Below are 21177 nucleotides of genomic sequence, written 5' to 3'. Positions count from 1 at the left end.
TCTTTTTTTGAAGGATGTAATGTGTTTTAACGTCTTTTCTTTGCTTATCTTCCAGTGTAGAAGTTCAGACTTATGGTGGACAATATTTTTTCTCTGCTGTGATATATTTAGGCTGAAAAAATAAGTGGCTACCAGTTTATGGAGGATAGGATGGGAAAAAGAGTGAGTTATCCAGCATTGGATAGAATGAAATATGCAGGGGCTATCATGGTTATTATGATTCATTGTGATACCCTTATTCCTCAAGCGGAGACCAATTTTTTTATCAAAAATATTATTTGTCGTATTGCGGTGCCTTTCTTTTTTGTTAGCAGTTCATTTTTCATCCGTAAGGGGATGCAGATGAGACCGGAATATTTAAAAGAATATTTCCTGCATTTAATCAACTCTTACGTCGTATGGAGCATTCTTTTCCTTCCGATGGGGCTAGACTGGATTCATCAAAATCAAGAAGTGCCAATAGAACTACTTCCTGCGGCTTTGTTTGTTGGATTTGTCCATATCGGCACCTATTATCATTTATGGTACATCCCTGCATTTATCCTTTCGGTCATTTTTATAGTAAATTTGTTGAAACGTTTTTCGTATCAAAAAGTGTTTGTCATTTCACTAGTTCTTTATTTATTTGGAAGTTTGGAGACCTACTATGGTCTTCTACCATCTGGTTGGTTTAAAGATTTTTTTGATCTGGTTATTAGGCTAACATTTACGACTAGAAATGGTCTGTTCTTTGGCATGATTTTCACGCTTATTGGCTTTTTCATCTATGATCATCAGGAAAAGCTATCCCGAATGGGAAAACATAGTTCTAGTTTTCTTTTGTTATTTGGAAGTTTGTTCGTGTTGGAAGGTCTGTTCCTTTCTCACATTCACAGATTGGACATGAATTTTATCTTGATGCTTGTGCCGTTGAGTTTTTTCTTATTTCTTTGGCTGCTCTCAAAAAATCCAACGCAGAACTCCTGCTTAAAAAAATTACGAGAACTGTCACAATATTATTATTTTATCCATCCTATTTGCATTGTTCTGGTGGAAGAGACTGGTAAAGCATTGAAGCTAAGCATGCTCTCTTCCGGAATATTGAGCTTCCTAACCATTCTATTCCTAACCCATGTATTTGCTAAGGTCATTATCCACATTCGCAGCAAACCGTTAAGACCTGCTTTGTTGTTAAAAACTCTGTTTGCCAGTATCGGACTAACCCTTATTTTAGCTGGATCCTTGTATCAGTTCAAAGTGAGCAGCGCTGTGATTAAGTTTGAATTCGTTCCCTGTATATGGGTCATTTCTAGTTTCTTTTCACTCTTCTTTTTTATGAATTGGCGAATGGTTCTTCCTGCAGTCAAGAACTAAGGGTGTTGTCTTGTCTGCTCCTCGGATCATTCCTTATTGAGAGAAAGAGCCGACAGGAGAAACTTTATGAGCTATTTAGCAGATACAGCTTGATGGGGTATTACTTAGTCTCACGCCCGAGAGTAAGTTGTCTGCAGCTTTTTGAAAGCCAACTTTTTATTCAAGCGCCAAAACATGTGTCGGTCTTTTTTTTAGAAAAAAATTATGAAAAAAAATTCGAGAAATCTGGGAATCTATCATAGACTTTTCATATTTGACAGGTTAACTTTTTCGGACTGCGACTCCTCTTTTGAGATAGAATCACGGGTCATTCTTTTGTTAATAGGTTAAGTGAGAAATACGAGAGAAAAATCTCTCATTTTTATCACTGCTTCATAGAATGAGAACGGTTGAAAAAGCCCGGTTTGCTTGCTATTCTATTTTGTAAATCGATAGAGGAGGGCTGACAATGACGTCGTTACAAGAGAATCCTTTTTTGACTCGTCAGGATTACCAAGCGGCACTTGAACAAATCATGCAACCGTTGCGGGCAGCTATTTTGTCCACTGATCGTCCAGGATTGAATTTAGGTAGCAGCGGTGCTGTATATGATCAGAAGCGTGCAGAGATGGAAGCGCTTGTACGTCCGCTATGGGGGATCGCACCTTATTGGACAGCATGCCAAGATGATCCGTTGCGAGATGCCTATGTTGCTAAATTAATGACAGGAACCGACCCTGGCAGCGAAAATTATTGGGGAGAGATCACGGACTATGACCAATATATTGTTGAAGCAGCGGCATTGGCATTAACACTTTTACTACATAAAGAATATGTTTGGGAGCAATTGCCTGAAAGGAATCAACAAGCACTGAAAAAGTGGTTGTCACACGCATTAACCTGTAAGATTCCCAAAAACAATTGGACATTCTTTAAAGTGTTGATCCGGGTGGCATTGTATCAGTGTGGGGATCCATTGGCAAAAAACGAACTTACACAAGAATTAGCGTTGATCGATTCGATGTATATTGGTGATGGATGGTACGTAGATGGAAAAGTAACGCAACGCGATTATTATGTTGCTTTTGCCTTTCATTATTACGGTTTGATCTATGCTACTTTTATGAAAGAAGAAGATCCAGAATGGTCAGAGCGATTTATTGAGCGGGCTACTTTATTTGCGCAAGATTTTATTTACTACTTTGATGAAGATGGTGAAGCTTTGCCTTATGGGCGGAGTCAGATTTATCGTTTTGCTCAAAAGAACCCTCCTTTCTTCTGAAAATTGCTAAAAAACATATTAGCTCTTTTGATTTTCTTTCATTTTATTAAGAATAGTATACAAAATTAATTTTTATTTAAAAAGCAGAAGTTGAACATGTAAAGTAATACGACTAATCTCAGACGATGATATGATAACTGTTTCTCTATAGTATCTTTTCTTCAGTAAAAGAACTTCAAAAGCAAAAAAGAACCGTGAATCCCTTTAGTATCAAAGGATTCACGGTTTCTTTTATTATTCCCACTCAATATGAGTAGCCTCGTAAAGAAGCTATTATATCAGTGCTTTTTCAGCCTATTCCTCATTTTGGTAGGGAAATGGTAGGGTTAGATTTTTACTGCTTGATTTCCATTAAAGTTTGCAACTTTAGATTTTGTTGCACAGGTAAATTTAATGTTTCCTGTCATTTGTTCTGCAATTCCTTCATCATTACGGCTCCATAGATGAGCGTAGTGCTTTAAAGTGATTTCAGGGCTAGAATGGCCTAACCGTTGCGACACGACCAGAATGTCTGCGTTAAACTCATTGATTAGGTAGCTAACATGAGAATGACGTAATCCTTTTCCTTGTATTAGGGGTACCTTAGCTAGTTTGGCATAACGCTGAATAATTCGTTGAACAGTTGAACGATAGAGTGGGAGGTCAGTGTAGCTAAGAATAAATTGTTCTACACCATGATTTTTTTGAATAACTTTCCACTTTTTTAGCACTTCAATTGTATCATCGTCCAGAGAAATGATCCGCAAGCCGCTTTCAGTTTTTGTGTAAGGTTTCCGAATAAAATCTTTTTGATTTGTCATTTCCAAGGTGTGATGAACCCTCAACTTTTTACGTTTGAAGTCCACGTCATTCCAATTAAGTGCTAATCCTTCGCTTACACGAACACCAGTCATGTAATATAGCCAGATCATTAAAAAACACATATGTTCGTAGAAATCATCTTTATAAATTTTTGCCAAAACTTCTTCAAATTCTTCTTTTGTCCAGTAAGGAACGATTGATTTTCCTTTTGGAATTGCTTTTGTTCTTTTGGAAATATTCTCATTCAGAAATTGCAGGGTGACCGCATAGTCTAATGATTTACGAAACATACCGTACATAAGTGAACTGTATGCTTGTGAGTATCCGCTATCGTTCAATAACCAAATTCGATAATTTTCACAATCTCGCACATTGATTTCACGAAGCTTCTTATCACCGAAAAATTCAGTAATCTGAATCAATCCACACTCACGAGAACTCCAAGTACTTTTTTGTACGCTAGCTTTGTAGTGTGGAACGTAAGACTGCTCCATAAATTCTTTGTAAGTTAAATCATAATTCGCAAATCCATTTACAACCATGTATTCATTTTTTATACGCATGACTTCTTTGTGTGCTTCACGAGCTGATGAGAATCGTTTTCCTAGAGAATCTTTTGTTCCTTTCTTCTGGATCCTCTTTCCAGTCACTTGATCTGTTCCTAACTCAACTAGATAAGAAAAGCGACCATTTTTATCTTGATACACACAAGGGTATTTTGTTTTCATAGTTATTCCTCCTGTGAAAGAGGAACACCTATAATTTCTTCAATTACTTGTCGGGGTACTACCCCAACTCTTTTATTATTATAATATGGATATCCCTGATTTACCATTCTTGTTTTTGCTTGTCGGATTATTGTGGTAGCTTGATGTGTTTTAAATCCTAGAGCCTCTAAATCTTTTCGACAAATTGTATTTTTCATTGTATAAACTCACTTTCAAAGAAAACACTATCATTGGGTAATAGTGTTATTTCTTTATTTTTGTATAATGAACGGTACTTTCTTGAAAATCCATCACTTGTTCAGGACTTCCCAACTCATTTAAAGCTAAAGCATTGTAAAAAAATGGACGTCTAACTATATATTCGCTTGTATATAGTATATCTTGATTCGTGGAATCATAGGGTTTCTTTACCATCTTTTTGGTGACAGTTGGTAGTTTGAGATTCCGGGACTTGAAAAAAGCTTTTTTCTTATGCTCTTTCAATTCCAGCTCTTTATCGAAATATTTGCTGATATAGCGCCCGCGATTTTCGATACTGTCTACATCGATCTTGTTGATCTTAACGAAACCCTGACCCCAAATCGTAGTTAACCGGTTAAATGAGATAAAGGGGAAATCAAACAAGATAATATGGTAGTGGATTGCACCGCGTTGCTGCTTTTCCCACGTGGCGAGATACTTTAAATTTGCTTTTTTAGTTTTATAGAGGTCATAATTCAGTCGTTTGATAAATTTTTTAAATTCATTATTTGCATACTCAATGTCTTGAATGTTTTCTTTGAAAGTGAGAGTTAAAAATTTCGTTTGATTGTCAAAATTCGTGTCTACAAGGCGGGCAATCTCAAATCGCATACTTTGATAATGTTTCTGTTTGCGTTTTAAACTGTCATATTGTCCTTGAGCGGATAATTCATCATAGTTTTTTCTTTTTTCAAGAGTAATATCATTTTCATAAATCCAAGCTAATTTTTGTTTTCGTTCCAGATTTACTTCGTTTTCGATCGTTTTACGTTTGGGAGTAATGATTGCTTCATAATCATAAATTTCAATATACGTGGGAGTTTCAATGATTTTCTGATTATAAGCTTGCAAAAATCATCACTCCTTGTTGCGTATTCGATTGTCAAAGAACCAGTCATTTTCTCCTGATGTTGATCTATAAATCAAGTTAAGGGGGAAGGCCTGCGTAGCAGCCCTTCTAGCCTATGGGGTGTTGGGCGGTCTTAACGGACAGAAACGGCTCTGTGGGCGCTGCCCCGCCGTTTCGTCCTAACCACCCAACACTCCATAGTATAGTTAGTTTTGTGTAGTGGTACCTTGTTTTCTGGGAATCAAAGTTGCCGTATCAGCGGTTGCCGATAACCCATAACTGACAAATTGTCCATTCGAGCGTCCCCAAGGTACAATCACCAAATTGGTAAATGTAATTATGGCTAAACCTTGTTGGGTAAGTTCTTCCGGCGTGATCACAGGATGTTCAGATTTGACTTTGACACTGATTTTTTCGTAGCGAAGTTTTGGTAGGATACATTCGTAGCTCCAACCTAGAATTTCGCCCTCCTTTTGCCAGCGAGTGACATTGACGACTTGGTATTCTTTTTCGAGTGTTTCTTTTGGTAAACTGAGATCGGTAATTTTTATTGGCATCACAATTCTCCTTTTTTATACGAAAGTTTATACGATTTGATTAAAAAATATAGATGGCCATCTACGACTTGTATTATATACGAGAACTTATACGTAGTCAAGAGATTTTCTAAAAAAATATATACGATTTTTTATACGAGTGTTATAATGAAAAAAATGATAAGGAGGAATTTGAATATGTTTGGTTTAGTACAACCTAATAAAGTGAAGGTGGGCCAACGAATCAAAGAAATAAAAGACGGAATGTCTCTCTCTTTTACAGAATTAGGGAATCGATTAGGTTTAAAAAAGCCGACGATCAGTTCCTACGTTCAAGGCTATGCGTTGGCTCCTAAGAGTGTGATCAACCAATTATCTAGTATCAGCGGAAAACCTGTCGGCTGGTTTTATTTTGGGCATGTGGAAGAATATATCCGAGAGTATTTGTTTCTCATTGGTCAGAAAAAAATAGTGGACGATTATCCTGAAATCATTGAGAAAATAAAGCAAGAATTTTATACGGGCGAGTTCAAAAATCCTGCTTGGGAGAATGAGCTAGGCTATCCTTTGGAGGAATTTATCCAAGAATGTTTTGTAGAATATTCGAGTGAAATCATGAAGGACTATGTCGTACAGATTACGAAAGAGGTACTTGAAGAATCCAAAACGCTAAACAAACTATCATCAAAAGCAAAAGAAGAAGCTGTCACGATTCTTTCATCTGGGATCATTGACTATATCGAGATGAGTGGTGAGATCAAGTATGGAGAGAAAGATCGCATTGCGAAAATGGTGAAAGAATCAATAAAAACCTTTGATGTGAAACAAGACCTGACATTTAATGATTCCTATTTGATTGGAAAGTTGATCAATATTCTTGGTACAGATGAAGATACGGAGCTGTTTCTTTCTTCTTTATCAATGATATTTACTGATAAGCATTTTTCCACTCGATTTGGTGGGGAAGAATTAGTCGAAATATTTCAATCGATGCGACCAGCGTTAATCAAACTCTATCGGGAGAAAACACCAGATGAATTTTATGATTGGTTTGAGAAGTAAAATAAGAAAAGTGGCTTAGATTACAAGTTGGTGAAAAAATTTTTTTCAGCATAACATCAGTAATCTATAAAGGGGTTGTTGATTATACTGTAGAAGTTAAGTACTCAAGAGATTTTTTGTACGTAAACAAAGCAAAAAAGGGTGCAGTTTCACTAGAAAATGTACTCTTTTTTGTGATTTTTCTTAGTTATAGAGTTTTTTTGAAACTTTAAAAATGAGAAAACATATTGATTTTAAAGAGTGTAGACATAGCTTCTTTTGCTAAATAGATTAAACTTACTGGTGAGTGGTCTTGAACATACTTTTAAATCACATTTTACTGAGTTTTATTGGATTTTATAATTCATTGGAAACCTCGTACTTAATCTGTTTTTATCTATCGACTAGAATCTGTATATATTCCAGCTATCAATGAGGCCGCAGAAAAGGGTGCTTAAAAATAATCTGTTGTTTAAAATATTATTATCAGAATACTTAGATACAAAATTCTGGCACAAAGTAAAAAAAATATTGACTTAAAAAAATGGATATGGTAATCTATAAACGAAAATAGTGGTAACGTTTCCAAAATGCATCTTCGTTAAATTTTTATTTTTTTAAACGAAAATGGAAACGTTTCTAAAATGTATTGGGAGGAGATTGAATTGGAAAAGACATTGGGACCAGGTGGTGAGATAAGGGCGGTACAACGGGATAAAAAAAATATTTCGAAGTGGGAAAAATTAAAGAAACAGTTGCGGCGTGATAAGTGGATGTACTTGTTGCTCTTACCAGGTATCATCATGACGTTTATCTTTAAGTATGTGCCAATGTACGGTGCTGTGATTGCATTTAAAGACTATAATCCTATGCTAGGAATTTTGGAAAGTCCTTGGGTAGGACTAGATCACTTTAGGGAATTTATCAGTTCACCAAATTTTACGCTTTTGCTGAGCAACACATTAAAAATTAGTATTTATGGTTTATTGTTAGGTTTTTTTCCACCAATTATTTTAGCACTGAGCTTGAATCAAATTATCAATAAAAAAATAAAACAGAAAATCCAGTTGATTCTATATGCGCCGAATTTTATCTCAGTAGTTATTATTGTGGGGATGCTGTTTTTGTTCCTATCCGCAAATGGACCTATTAATGGGTTAGTAGAAAAGGTTACGGGGCAACCAATTATGTTCATGTCTAATCCAGCTTATTTCAGAACGATTTATATTTTATCGGGAATTTGGCAAGGAATCGGCTGGTCATCCATTCTTTACACCGCAACGCTGGCGGGAGTCAGTACCGATTTATATGAGGCAGCAAATATCGATGGGGCAAATATTTTACAAAAGATTTGGCATATCGATTTGCCTGCATTGAGGCCTGTGATGGTGATCAGCTTCATCTTGGCCGCCGGCGGTATTATGAATGTAGGATATGAAAAAGCCTACTTGATGCAAACTTCAATGAACATCCCTGCCTCAGAAATCATTTCCACTTATGTATACAAAGTCGGCTTGCAATCAGGTGATTATGCCTACTCTGCTGCTGTTGGTCTGTTCAATATGATTATTAATGTCGTTTTATTACTGATTGTCAACAATATAACCAAGCGGCTAAACGATGGTCAAGGCTTGTAATGAAAGGAGAAAATTATGAATAGTGCTTTATCAAAAATCGACCGTCAAATCTTATGGTTGAATCGAGTGATTGTAACTTTTTTAGTCGTCATCACCATTGTTCCGCTGATTTATGTACTGGTAGCTTCTTTTATGGACCCAGCTACTTTGATCAATAAAGGTATAAGCTTCAATCCGAAAGATTGGACAATACAGGGATATCAACGGGTATTTGCAGATGATTCCATTTTACGCGGTTTTGTAAATTCGTTGTTTTACTCTTTTAGCTTCAGCTTATTGACTGTATTTATTACGATGATCACTGCGTATCCTTTGTCTCGACCTAACTTGGCGGGGAAAAAGATTATTATGACTTTTTTTGTCATTACAATGTTCGTGGGTGGTGGCTTGATACCTACCTATTTATTGGTAAAGAACTTGGGCATGTTAGATAGTGTATGGGCGATTATCGTACCAGGTGCTATAAATGTGTGGAATATTATCTTAGCCCGTACCTATTTTAGTGCTTTGCCAAAAGAACTTTCTGAAGCTGCTACTATCGATGGCGCCAATGACTTGCAAATACTGTTCAAAGTCATGCTTCCATTAGCGAAACCAATTATGTTCGTATTGTTTTTATATGCCTTTGTTGGGCAATGGAACTCATACTTTGATGCCATGATTTACATCAAAGATCCCGACTTACAGCCGTTGCAACTCGTATTAAGAAATATTTTGATCCAAAACCAACCTTCACAAGACATGGTGGGAGCCAATACTGCCATGGCAGAAATGAAACAAATTGCTGAGTTGATCAAATACGCAACGATCGTCATTTCTAGTCTGCCATTAATCATAATGTATCCTTTCTTCCAAAAATATTTTGATAAAGGTGTTTTAGTTGGTTCTGTTAAAGGGTAAGTATTGTTCACTATTTGTATGAATAAAAATTATAAAGGAGATTTTAAGATGAAAGCAAAATGGATGCTGCCAATCGTTTTTACTTCCGTACTAATTTTGGGGGCTTGTGGAGGCTCAAAAGAAAAGAGTAAATCAAGCCCTGATTATGAACTAGAAAATGTCTCTTTTCCATTGAAAGAAAAAGTATCTTTAAAAATGATGTCTCAAAGTGCCCCTTTGGCTCCCAATGATCCTAATGACAAATTGATTTTCCAACGATTAGAAGAAGAGACCAATCTCCATATTGATTGGACAAACTACAGTAGTGATTTTGCCGAAAAAAGAAATTTGGATATCGCTAGTGGTGATTTACCAGATGCCATCTTCAACGCCGCTGCAGGTGACTATGATTTATTAAACTGGGCGGAAAGTGGCGTTATTGTACCGATTGAAGATTTGATCGAAGATTATATGCCAAATCTGAAGAAAATTTTTGATGAAAACCCCGAATACCGACAAATGTCTACTGCACCTGATGGTCACATTTACTCTATGCCTTGGATTGAAGAATTAGGCGAAGGAAAAGAGTCGATTCATACAGTAAATGGGATGGCTTGGATCAACAAGGAGTGGTTGGATAATTTGGGTCTTGAAATGCCGCAAACCACTGATCAGTTGATGACTGTGTTGGAGGCTTTCAAGACGCAAGATCCAAATGGTAATGGTGAAGCAGATGAAATTCCTTTTAGCTTTATTAACAATGGAGGAAACGAAGACTTAAAATTTTTAATGGGGGCATTCGGTCTAGGTGATAATGATGACCACTTAGTCGTTGATAACGATGGTCAGGTACAATTTACTGCTAACAAAGAAGGGTATAAAGAAGCCATCAAATATTTCAATGAAATGAATAATAAAGGTCTTATTGATAAAGAGGCTTTCGAACAAGATTGGAATACGTATGTTGCCAAAGGGAAAGAACATAAGTATGGCGTGTACTTTACTTGGGATAAAGCAAATATCACGGGTGCAGATGATAGTTATGACGTCTTGCCAGTCTTAGCGGGACCAGATGGAACGAAACATGTTACTCGTACGAATGGCATGGGTTTCTCAAGAGATCGTTTCGTAATTACTAGTGCGAATAAAAACTTGGAACTTACAGCTAGGTGGATAGATAAAATGTATGAACCGTTACAGTCTGTCCAAAATAACTGGGGAACCTACGGTGATGAAGCACAGGCGAATATTTTTGAATTAAAGGATGGTATGTTAAAACATTTGCCTTTAGAGGGGACAGCACCGGGGGAACTAAGACAAAAAACCGAAGCTGGAGGACCATTAGCAGTTCTTGATTCTTATTACGGCACAGTCACTACTATGCCAGATGATGCGAAGTGGCGTTTAGATTTGATGCATGACACGTATTTGCCATATATTACAGAAGACAATATCTATCCACGTGTCTTTTTAGAAAAAGAAGAAACAGATCGATTAGCAAAAATCGAAACGGATATGTGGGATTACATCTATCGCAAAAGAGCAGAGTGGATCACCGGCGGTAAAATCGATGAAGAATGGGAAGAATACCTTGCTGAATTGGAACGTGTAGGTTTGGAAGAATGGATTCAAATAAAACAAACTGGCTATGATAATTTTTTGAAGGGAGCACAATAAGTGTTAGTAGAAGAAACGGCGATTTTGGATAAAGCAAATCGATTTATTGAAATGATGCGAGGAAAAGTTAACCCTCAGTATCGACAAAACTATCATTTTTCCGCACCCATCGGGTGGATAAATGACCCCAATGGGTTTATATATTACAAAGGGCATTACCATCTCTTCTATCAATACTATCCTTACGATAGTCGATGGGGGCCCATGCATTGGGGGCATGCGCGCAGTAGTGATTTGGTCCATTGGGAAGATCTACCAGTAGCGTTAGCCCCAGATCAACCTTATGACAGCGGCGGGTGTTTCTCAGGAAGTGCAATTGAAAGAGACGGAAAACTATATTTATTTTATACAGGCTGTCAAGAAATTGATGGTATTAGCCATCAGCATCAATGTTTGGCGGTCTCTGAAGATGGTATTCATTTTAGCAAATACAGTGGTAATCCTGTGGTAGCAGAAAAACAGCTAGGTGAAAATGGGCTAATACAAGAATTTCGTGATCCTAAAGTAATTGTTCACAACGATGGTTACTATATGGTAGTAGCTACTAAATCTACACAGTCTACTGGTAGAATAGTGATGTTTCAATCGTCAGATTTGTATACTTGGCACTTTTACTCTGTGCTGCTAGAAGGGACTTCAGAGCAAGGAATAATGTGGGAATGTCCTGATTTATTCCATTTAGACGGACGAGATGTCTTAATCATGTCTCCGATACAAATCAAGAAGAACGGACTGGAATATCATAATATCAGTTCTACCATGGCTTGTATTGGTGAGGTAAACTGGGAAACAGGTCAGATGATAGTTGATAATTTCCATGAAATGGATTTTGGAATGGATTTTTATGCACCACAAACAACAAGAGATCCTAATGGTGGACGGGTGATGATTGCTTGGATGCAGATGTGGGATCGTACATTGCCTACACATGAGTTAGGCCATCTTTGGGCAGGCTCTATGAGTTTGCCCCGAGAGTTAAGAGTGAAAAAAAATCGATTGGTACAAAAACCCATCTCAACTGTATATAGTCATTTAGTTTATCAACAAGGCAGTGAAAATATTGCAGTGACTGACACATCAGTCGTATTTCGAAACGCGCTGTCTGATTCTTCATATTTACATCTAGTCGCAGATTTGGAGAAAGCTGAAGTTTTTACAATTGAATTACTGCGGTCTAAGACGGATTGTCTCAAACTAGCCTATGACACTGCTACACAGGTTTTTGAATTGGATCGTCAGAAACTAGGAAGAGAGCTTACAGGGGCGGAAGAAGACCCTCTGAATGTACGAAAAGTTGAAGTACCTTTGATTGATAATCAGCTCGTTCTTGAGATTTTTAGAGATACCTCATCAATTGAAGTCTTTATTAATGGGTTAGAAGTTATGACGGCTACTTTCTATGAGCTGGAAAAAGCTCGAGATATCTTGTTTCATTCGATCGGAGAAAGTCGTATTCAAGCTTTTGAAACAGCGAGTGTGAAATAAATGTTTGATTGCTTAGGCGATGAATCAATTATTTAATAGGTTTTGAAGGATAATGTTTTTAGAAAAGAACAGATAGCTAGATTTCCCATGGATTTGCTATTAGTATTTTGAAAAAATTAGTAATTTATGACAAAATTCATTATACTAAACTTGTGCAGAAATGTGAGGGATCAACTATGAAAGCAACAATGAAAGATGTCGCAAAATTAGCAGGTGTTGGAGTAGGAACTGTTTCCCGGGTATTGAATAACGGTTCTGTTAAAGCTTCTACTAGAGAAAAAGTTGAAGCAGCAATGACAGAGTTAAACTATCAACCAGATTTTTATGCCCGGGGGTTAAAGATGAAGCATACGAACACGGTTGCTTTGATTCTACCCACGGTATGGCATCCATTTTTTGGCGAATTTGCCTACCATGTAGAAACAGCATTAGAAAGACAAAACTACAAGCTTTATTTGTGTAACTCCAGTGGTAATAGTGAAAAAGAACAAGAATATATCCAGATGGTCAGCCAAAATAAAGTAGACGGCATCATTGGAATTACTTATTCAGATATCGATGAATACATTTCGAGTAATCTGCCTTTTGTTAGTATTGACCGTTATTTCACTGAAGAGGTGATTTATGTGACCGCTGACAATGCGGCCGGTGGACGTTTGGCTGCAAATGAACTTTATCGCCGAGGATGTCAGAATGTAGCATATATCGGTGGGTACCAAGAAACACCGAATGAAACGAAGAGTCGTCGAAAATATTTTGAAATCGAGTGCCGTCAACTGGGGATTTCCTATAAAGCGTTAGATATGTTAGAACCTTTAGACCATCTCTCAGAACGTGTAACAAATTTTTTGTTAGAGAATCCCGATATCGATGGGATTTTTACGATCAACGATCCAATGGCATTAGCTGTCATTGATATGCTTGAAAAAATAGGGAAAAACGTACCAGAGGATGTCCAAGTTATCGGATTTGATGGTCAAAAGATGACAGAAGGAGATCCTTATCTAGTCTCAACGATTGCCCAACCTACAAAGCAAATGGCGGAAGTGGCAGTGGCAAAATTAATTGCTGTCATTAATGGAGAGACAGTAGAAAAACGTACCGTATTGCCGATTGAATTTGGCGAAGGTGACACAACGAAACCTTTAGTGAGAAACGATTTTGCTTAGTGCAAATACGTTTCTTTTTTTGAAAATGAGTGAATGAAAGGTGTAGATAAAATGTTATATGGTGGAATAGAAGCCGGTGGAACAAAGTTTGTCTGTGGGATTGGTAATGAACAATTACAAGTGATAGAACGGAAAAGTTTTCCTACCACAACACCAGAAGAAACGATGGAGCAAGTGTTTGATTTCTTTGATAAGTACAAAGGAAATATCGCATCAATTGGTGTAGGAGCATTTGGGCCTATTGATATTCAAATCGAATCAAGAACTTACGGATATATCACCAACACACCGAAGTTAGCTTGGCAAAATTATCATTTTGTAGGAGCTTTGGAAAACGCCTTGTCGGTTCCCATCTATTGGACTACCGATGTAAATGCTGCTTGTTATGGAGAATATATGGCAGGGTATGGAAAAGGTAAAAATAGTGTTCTGTATTACACCGTTGGTACAGGTGTTGGTGGTGGTGCTGTAGTGGATGGGAAAATAGTCGCAGGTTTTAGTCATCCTGAAATGGGACATATGCTCTTACAACGTCATAATGAAGATCAATTTGAAGGAATCTGTCCTTTTCATCATGATTGTTTGGAAGGGTTAGCATCAGGACCTGCGATTGAAAAACGCTTTGGAAGAAAAGCCCAGACTATCTCATTTGATCATCCTTATTGGACGATTGAGGCAGATTATCTTGCTCAGTGTGTGTATAACACAACGTTACTATATGCACCGGAAGTAATAATTTTAGGCGGGGGTGTAATGAAACAGCCGCAACTACTCGAGTTGATTCGCCAATCGTTTAAAGAAAAAATGGGTTCCTACGTGGATACGCCTACTCTCGAAGAATATCTACTAACTCCAAGGCTTGCTGACAATGCGGGCTTGATTGGCTGCCTAGCTTTAGCAATAAAGAAACTCAATCATTAGAATAGTATTTATTAGAACTATTCATAACATACCGGAAGTTTAAAAGGGTATTCTGAAACTTAAATAGTCTCAATTCATTCTTCTTTCTTGAGAATCTGAGTAGAGACTTTTATTCTGTTTCAAATTAATATAATTACGAAATGATATTGAGTACAAGAAAGTTCTTTTTACCAGATCTTTTAAATCGAAAAATCTGATATATATATTTATAGTACTAAAAATCTGATTAGATAAAAAGCTAATTCAATAGGAAAATAAAGGTAGTGAATAAAAGCAAAGCCCTTGTTAGTAGTTAATCTAACAAGGGCTTTGGTAGGGAAAATGGTAGGAAACCATCTTATTTTTTACGAAAATCAGGAACTTTAGTAATTGAATAATGTTGATTTATAGGTATTCCTCATCCATATTATGTTGGCTCTTTATTCCCACTCCACAGTTGCAGGTGGCTTACTCGTAATATCATACACGATTCGATTGACGTGTGCGACTTCGTTCACGATACGGACGCTGATTTTTTGTAAGACTTCCCATGGGATGCGGGCAAAGTCAGCGGTCATGCCATCGATGGAAGTGACTGCACGGATGCCAACAGTGTAATCGTACGTACGGCCATCACCCATTACACCTACAGAGCGGATACCTGGTAGGACAGTGAAGTATTGCCAAATGTCGCGATCCAATCCAGCATTGGCGATTTCTTCTCGCAAGATGGCATCTGAATCACGGACGATCTCTAATTTTTCTTCAGTCAATTCGCCAAGAACACGGATACCTAGACCTGGTCCTGGGAATGGTTGACGCCATACGATGCTGTCGGGCATGCCTAATTGGGTTCCTAATTCACGAACTTCGTCTTTGAACAATGTGTTCAATGGTTCGATCAATTTGAATTGCATATCTTCAGGCAGACCGCCTACGTTGTGGTGAGATTTGATCGTTTGTGCTGTTTCTGTTCCTGATTCGATCACATCGGTATAAAGGGTCCCTTGTGCAAGGAAAGACACGCCTTCTTCACCGGCCAGCTTGGTTGCTTCGTCATCAAAGACATAAACGAATTCATTCCCAATGATCTTGCGTTTTTCTTCTGGATCAGAAACACCAGCCAATTTGGATAGGAAACGCTCTTTGGCATCAACTTTGATAATATTCAAGCCGAATTTTCCGCCAAGACTTTCCATGACTTGTTCGGCTTCTCCTTTACGCAATAGACCATGATCAACAAAGATACACGTTAATTGTTCACCAATCGCTTTTTGTAAGAGAACACCAACGACAGAAGAATCAACACCGCCGGATAGACCTAATAAGACTTTCTTATCACCCACTTGTTCGCGGATCTTAGCGATCTCCATATCAATGAAGTTGTCCATTGTCCAGTCGCCTGTACATTGGCAAACATCGATTGCAAAGTGACGCAACAAATCATTGCCATATTCGGAATGACGGACTTCGGCATGGAATTGGATACCATACATTTTGCGCTCTGCATGTTGGATAGAAGCAATTGGACAGTCTTTGCTGGTGGCAACGACGTCAAAACCTGCTGGCGCTTGGGTAACTAAATCGCCATGACTCATCCAAACTGTTTGTTTCACAGGTGTATTTTGGAAAAGAGCAGCATCGGCAGAAGTGACTTCCAATTCTGCTTTACCGTATTCGCGGTTTTTGGCTGGTTCAACTTTTCCGCCTAATTTATAAGTAATCAACTGCATACCGTAACAGATTCCTAACACGGGGATCCCCAAATCAAAAATCTTTTCATCAATACCAAATGCCTTCTCATCATACACACTGTTTGGACCGCCAGAAAGGATGATCCCTTTAGGATTCATCGCCTTTACTTCTTCAGCAGTAATGCGGTGGCTCAATAACTCTGAGAAAACACCGAACTCACGAATACGTCGGGTGATCAGTTGATTGTACTGACTACCGTAATCGAGTACGATAATTTTTTCAACGTTTGGCATGTTGTCAACGTTTGTCACAATAAATTACCTCTATTCTTTTAGTTTTATTGAAAAAAGGAAGATTCCTTTTCAACAGCATAAGGGTGAATAATGAAGCAGTCAATATTTTCGCAAGAATACTTCATCGATTGAATGGTGCTTTGTTTTATGGAGAATTATATCGGCTCTGCTGCGTGTAGGCAAGATATACTCGTGTAAATTCTTTAAATTCACATTTTTCCATACTTCTTTTGCCATTTTGATTGCTTCACCGCGGTCGCCAATCGCATACTGATAGTAATAATTGTTTGGTTTTTGAAAAGCCGTATCCAAAAGAGATTCAAAACGCTCTAAATACCACTTTTCGATCAGATCGGGCTGCGCATCCACGAAAATCGAAAAGTCGAAGAAATCACTGACATAAATCTGCTGGTTCGCGGGCAGCTGTAATGTATTGATTCCTTCAACGATCAAAATATCTGGCTGATTGATGATTTCAAACGTATCAGGAATAATATTATAAACTTCATGAGAGTAAACGGGGATCTTGATTTCAGATTCTCCAGACTTCACCGCGTTCAAAAAATTGATCAATGCTTCCATGTCATAACTTTCAGGGAATCCTTTTCGATCCAAGATCCCTCGTGCTTCTAGAACCTCGTTTGGGTACAAAAAGCCATCAGTAGTAATCAGTTGCACGGTGCGCCGAGGGAAAAGCCGGCTCAACAGGTTTTGAACCAAACGCGCCGTTGTGCTTTTACCAACAGCGACACTGCCGGCAATGCCAATAATGAATGGCGGCATTTTGACATAACGATGCAAGAAAAGTCCTTTACTTAACGTGAGAGATTCAAATTCTTTCATATAAAGGTGGATCAGATGGCACAGTGGCACGTAAACATCTTCGACATCTTGGACCGAGATGCGGTCATTCAAACTTTTGATATTGTCTAATTCTTCTTGAGTGAAAGGCATCATGCCATTGGTGTAAAAGCCTTGCCATTGCTCCCGAGGAATTTGATAAAAATTCATGGTTTCTTGCATGTTCGACTCCTTCATATAGAACCTGTCTATCTTTGCAGACCGGTACTTGGCCTTCAGAAAAGGCTGATTTTCTGTATCTGGTTGCTGCTCGGAAATATTTTACCATAGAAATGGCAGGAACTTATAAAAAAACCAGGAAAAATCGTTGGCAAAGAAACGAAAATTATCTAAGATTCATTGAGGAAACGATTATCGGGAGTTTACTTCTGCAGGAATTTCGGTATCATGGAAAAGAGTCAGCAAATGAAATGCTTTTGATTGTCAAACAGATAAAGCGAGAACTATCGCTAGTTAAAAGAAAAAAGGGTGAACAAAGATGGGAAATCACTATTATACAGAAAATCCGGATACCGCACATGATTTTGAGCAGTGGTCTTTTGAGTTGAAAGGGAAGAAATTTCAGTTTGTGACAGACAGTGGTGTCTTTTCGCGGGAGACCGTCGATTATGGCTCTCGTGTATTGATTGATGCGTTTGAATGGTCGGATTTGCCGGAAGGTGTGATTTTGGATGTTGGTTGTGGCTATGGACCGATTGGCTTGTCATTGGCTCATGCCTCGGGACGTCAAGTGGAAATGATCGATATCAATCAGCGCGCTGTCGATCTTGCCAAAGGGAATGCGCAACGTAATGGCATCGAAAATGTCGATATTCATGCTTCGAATATCTACGAAACCTTAAACCAATCCACCTATGCAGCAATTCTCAGCAATCCGCCGATCCGAGCGGGCAAAGATGTCGTACATGAAATCTTGACTGGCGCTTTTCCGTTATTGAAGTCTGGTGGCACATTAACGATCGTGATTCAAAAGAAACAAGGTGCCCCCAGTGCCCAAAAGAAAATGCAACAAACCTTTGGTAATGCCGAAATCATCAAAAAAGACAAAGGGTATTATATTATTCAAAGCTACAAAGAATAAGCGCGCAAAGCAGACGTTTTTCACGTTTACAATAGGTTTACCTGTTTTTTAAAGACCACGATCATTTGCTAGGAGCTGCCTAGAATCGCTGGTCTTTTATTTTTTGCTTTCTTTTGTCGATTTTTTTAAGGAATGGAGCTGTTTTTTAACCCTTGTAAAAAGAAAATTTTGGAAGAAAGCAAGGGGTGCTATTTTTTTTAGAAAAAATTTGCTACACTTTAGGCAAGAAAGAGGTGAGAAGTAAATGAAACTGACAATCAAGCAGATTGCTGAAATGGCAGGGGTATCTGTAACTACTGTTTCGCAAATTCTGAACAATAAAGGTAGCCGTTTCAGTGAAGAAACCCGCAAACGGGTACTGGATATCGTTAATAAGCACCATTATAAGCCAGATTTTTTTGCTTCGAATCTAATCAATCGCCACTCAAAAACGATCGGTATGATTGTTCCTGACGTTACGGATTTTTTCTTTTCTAAAATCATTGAAGGAGCAGAAAGCTATTTCAATCCATTGGGGTATATGCTGGTATTGTGTAACTCCCGACATAGCCAAGAAAAAGAAATACAATATTTGAGAGAGCTGTCTCATCGATCAGTGGATGGTATTCTTTTGGCAACACCGCATCAGCTGCCTGACGAGTATTCATTGAAGAGCGGTTTTTTTGATGACCGACCAATTATTCTCGTCGATCGGGGAATCAATCAAAGAGACAATGGCCGTTTGATTGTGAAAGAATACGAAGGCGCTTATCAAGCAGTCAGCTATCTGATCAATAATGGCCATCAAAACATCGGTATGCTAAAAGAAAGTACTGGTTATTATCAATTGGAAGAACGTTTCAATGGTTATCGTCATGCGTTGAAAGATCATCAGATCCCGTTTAAAGGGCGTTACGTGGAGTCGGCTGAGTTAACAGTGACCGGCGGATACGATGCCTGCAAGAAATTATTGAAATACCGCGAGCTTACGGCTATTTTTTGTGGGAATGATGCTATGGCGATCGGCTGTTATCAAGCAATCTATGAAGCAGGGAAAAAAGTGCCCGAGGATATTTCTGTGATTGGTTTTGACGCATTGAAGCTAACGGAATACATCACACCACCATTGACCACGGTGATGCAGCCAACCTTTGAGATTGGCTTTACGGCAGCGAAATTTTTGGTAGACGCCATCGAGTTTCCTTCTCGAAGAATTCCAAATAAGATTTTTGATACAAAATTAATTCTTCGTGAGAGCGTGAAGGCATTGACAATTGCGAAATAGTGCGGTATATTTCCAATTGTAAGTGTTTTCATAGTTTTGTTTTATATAGTAAACCGTTTTACTAAAGTGGTTTACCTACAAGAAAAATATTGTATAATGTCAGAGGAAGCGAGGGTCATTTTGATGCGAATGGTGGATTTAATTGAAAAGAAGCGTGACGGTAAGTCATTGACAAAGGAAGAGATAGACTACATTGTAACTGCGTATACTGAAGGAAGTATTCCAGATTATCAGATGAGTGCTTTGTTGATGGCTATTTTTTATGTGGATATGTCCGATGAAGAAATCACAAACCTAACTTTAGCTATGGCAAATTCTGGTGAAGTCATTGATCTTTCTTCAATCGAAGGCATCAAAGTAGATAAACATTCAACAGGGGGTGTCGGTGATACTACCACGTTGATTCTAGCACCACTAGTAGCAAGTGTTGGTGTGCCAGTTGCCAAGATGTCTGGTCGTGGACTTGGTTACACAGGCGGTACGCTGGATAAATTAGAATCAATTCCCGGGTTTCAGATTGAGATTGCAGAAGAAGAGTTTATTCGCCTCGTAAACGAAAGCAAAGTAGCGGTTATCGGTCAGTCGGGGGATTTGGCCCCTGCAGACAAAAAATTATATGCGTTGCGGGATGTCACAGCAACCGTAAGCTCGATTCCATTGATCGCTAGCTCGATCATGAGTAAGAAAATCGCAGCAGGTGCGGATGCCATCGTGTTAGATGTGACGACTGGTGACGGTGCTTTCATGAAGAAAATTGAGGATGCCAAACGCTTAGCACAAACGATGGTTCGGATTGGCAAATTAGCGAACCGTCAGACAATGGCAGTGATCTCAGATATGTCACAGCCGTTAGGCGAAGCCATTGGAAATAGTTTGGAAGTAGTGGAAGCTATTGAAACATTGCAAGGAAACGGTCCAGCTGATTTAGAAGAAATGTGCTATGCATTAGGCAGCCAAATGGTTGTTTTAGCCCAAAAAGCCGCATCGTTGGAAGAAGCACGCGCATTATTGGAAGAGGCACTGCACTCTGGTAAAGCGTTGGCTAAATTTCGTGAAATGATCCGTAATCAAGGTGGCGATGATTCAGTGATCGATGATCCAAGCCAAATCTTGACTGCCAATTATCAAAGAGCATTACCAGCAAAAACTTCTGGCGTCGTAACTAAGATCGTTGCCAATGAACTAGGCATCGCAGCTATGATGTTAGGTGCCGGCCGCAAAACCAAAGAAGAAGACATCGATCACGCAGTAGGAATCAAACTGCATAAAAAAGTGGGAGAGTCTGTTGAGCAAGGTGAAGCACTGTTAACGATCTACAGCAACACAGAAGCCATCGATGATGTCATCGAATTGATCTATCAAAATATTGAAATCGGAGAAAGCGGCGGTGAGCCACCGTTGATCCATGAAATCATTACAGAATAAG

17 protein-coding genes and 1 pseudogene are annotated in these 21177 nt (G+C 38.4%); 12 read left to right on the top strand and 6 right to left on the bottom strand.

Annotated features, from left to right (window positions below; all coding sequences use genetic code 11):
• The first annotated feature begins 150 nt into the window (after positions 1 to 150).
• Entirely contained in the window at positions 151 to 1353 is a 1203-nt protein-coding gene (locus IGJ45_RS15135) for an acyltransferase family protein (RefSeq protein ID WP_021150649.1), read from the top strand.
• Between the two features lie 448 nt (positions 1354 to 1801).
• A pseudogene (locus IGJ45_RS15130) lies at positions 1802 to 2593 on the top strand (DUF2264 domain-containing protein); the annotation flags it as partial.
• 347 nt (positions 2594 to 2940) lie between these two features.
• Here IGJ45_RS15130 and IGJ45_RS15125 read toward each other — a convergent pair.
• The 4 genes from IGJ45_RS15125 to IGJ45_RS15110 form a co-directional block, all read right to left on the bottom strand.
• The gene (locus IGJ45_RS15125; RefSeq protein WP_010729379.1) at positions 2941 to 4143 is read right to left on the bottom strand and encodes a tyrosine-type recombinase/integrase; all 1203 of its coding nucleotides are present in this window, start codon (positions 4141 to 4143) and stop codon (positions 2941 to 2943) included.
• A 2-nt stretch (positions 4144 to 4145) separates the two neighbouring features.
• Positions 4146 to 4340 (bottom strand): DUF3173 domain-containing protein, encoded by a 195-nt coding sequence (locus tag IGJ45_RS15120; RefSeq protein WP_002351139.1) that lies wholly within the window; start codon positions 4338 to 4340, stop codon positions 4146 to 4148.
• 46 nt (positions 4341 to 4386) lie between these two features.
• A complete protein-coding gene (locus IGJ45_RS15115; RefSeq protein ID WP_010729378.1) occupies positions 4387 to 5235 on the bottom strand; it encodes a rolling circle replication-associated protein in 849 nt (282 codons plus the stop codon).
• A 204-nt stretch (positions 5236 to 5439) separates the two neighbouring features.
• Positions 5440 to 5790, bottom strand: coding sequence for a hypothetical protein (locus IGJ45_RS15110; protein ID WP_010729377.1), 351 nt, complete (start codon positions 5788 to 5790; stop codon positions 5440 to 5442).
• 177 nt (positions 5791 to 5967) lie between these two features.
• On the opposite strand from IGJ45_RS15110, the gene IGJ45_RS15105 reads away from it, so the two are divergent.
• The 7 genes from IGJ45_RS15105 (at position 5968) to IGJ45_RS15075 (ending at position 14578) form a co-directional block, all read left to right on the top strand.
• Positions 5968 to 6831 (top strand): helix-turn-helix domain-containing protein, encoded by an 864-nt coding sequence (locus IGJ45_RS15105; RefSeq protein ID WP_010729376.1) that lies wholly within the window; start codon positions 5968 to 5970, stop codon positions 6829 to 6831.
• A gap of 623 nt (positions 6832 to 7454) precedes the next feature.
• The gene (locus IGJ45_RS15100; protein WP_005233042.1) at positions 7455 to 8447 is read left to right on the top strand and encodes an ABC transporter permease; all 993 of its coding nucleotides are present in this window, start codon (positions 7455 to 7457) and stop codon (positions 8445 to 8447) included.
• A gap of 15 nt (positions 8448 to 8462) precedes the next feature.
• A complete protein-coding gene (locus IGJ45_RS15095; protein ID WP_005230433.1) occupies positions 8463 to 9347 on the top strand; it encodes a carbohydrate ABC transporter permease in 885 nt (294 codons plus the stop codon).
• Positions 9348 to 9395: 48 nt separating this feature from the next.
• A complete protein-coding gene (locus IGJ45_RS15090) occupies positions 9396 to 11003 on the top strand; it encodes an ABC transporter substrate-binding protein (protein WP_010729375.1) in 1608 nt (535 codons plus the stop codon).
• Positions 11004 to 12488: a glycoside hydrolase family 32 protein gene (locus tag IGJ45_RS15085; RefSeq protein WP_010729374.1), complete on the top strand. Its 1485-nt coding sequence runs from the start codon at positions 11004 to 11006 to the stop codon at positions 12486 to 12488. It abuts the gene before it with no gap.
• 176 nt (positions 12489 to 12664) lie between these two features.
• Positions 12665 to 13657, top strand: coding sequence for a LacI family DNA-binding transcriptional regulator (locus IGJ45_RS15080; protein WP_010729373.1), 993 nt, complete (start codon positions 12665 to 12667; stop codon positions 13655 to 13657).
• Positions 13658 to 13708: 51 nt separating this feature from the next.
• Positions 13709 to 14578, top strand: a complete 870-nt coding sequence (locus IGJ45_RS15075) for an ROK family protein (RefSeq protein ID WP_010729372.1) — start codon at positions 13709 to 13711, stop codon at positions 14576 to 14578.
• A 419-nt stretch (positions 14579 to 14997) separates the two neighbouring features.
• On the opposite strand, the gene guaA is transcribed toward IGJ45_RS15075, so the two are convergent.
• Together guaA and coaA are read right to left on the bottom strand one after the other, a co-directional pair.
• Positions 14998 to 16563 (bottom strand): glutamine-hydrolyzing GMP synthase, encoded by a 1566-nt coding sequence (gene guaA, locus IGJ45_RS15070; protein ID WP_096710874.1) that lies wholly within the window; start codon positions 16561 to 16563, stop codon positions 14998 to 15000.
• Between the two features lie 81 nt (positions 16564 to 16644).
• The gene (coaA, locus tag IGJ45_RS15065) at positions 16645 to 17568 is read right to left on the bottom strand and encodes a type I pantothenate kinase (protein ID WP_003127932.1); all 924 of its coding nucleotides are present in this window, start codon (positions 17566 to 17568) and stop codon (positions 16645 to 16647) included.
• Between the two features lie 316 nt (positions 17569 to 17884).
• Between coaA and IGJ45_RS15060 the strand changes: the two genes are divergently transcribed.
• The 3 genes from IGJ45_RS15060 to IGJ45_RS15050 all read left to right on the top strand — a co-directional run bounded on the left by IGJ45_RS15060 (position 17885) and on the right by IGJ45_RS15050 (position 21176).
• Positions 17885 to 18487: a class I SAM-dependent methyltransferase gene (locus tag IGJ45_RS15060; protein WP_096710875.1), complete on the top strand. Its 603-nt coding sequence runs from the start codon at positions 17885 to 17887 to the stop codon at positions 18485 to 18487.
• Positions 18488 to 18731: 244 nt separating this feature from the next.
• A complete protein-coding gene (locus tag IGJ45_RS15055) occupies positions 18732 to 19751 on the top strand; it encodes a LacI family DNA-binding transcriptional regulator (protein WP_003127935.1) in 1020 nt (339 codons plus the stop codon).
• A 123-nt stretch (positions 19752 to 19874) separates the two neighbouring features.
• Positions 19875 to 21176, top strand: coding sequence for a pyrimidine-nucleoside phosphorylase (locus IGJ45_RS15050; RefSeq protein ID WP_096710876.1), 1302 nt, complete (start codon positions 19875 to 19877; stop codon positions 21174 to 21176).
• Position 21177: the final 1 nt, after the last annotated feature.

Origin of the sequence: Enterococcus sp. DIV0574 (genome assembly GCF_051711125.1) — a bacterium.
In the GTDB taxonomy this organism is placed as follows: domain Bacteria; phylum Bacillota; class Bacilli; order Lactobacillales; family Enterococcaceae; genus Enterococcus_D; species Enterococcus_D gallinarum.
This window is presented reverse-complemented; position numbering and strand designations above follow the sequence as displayed.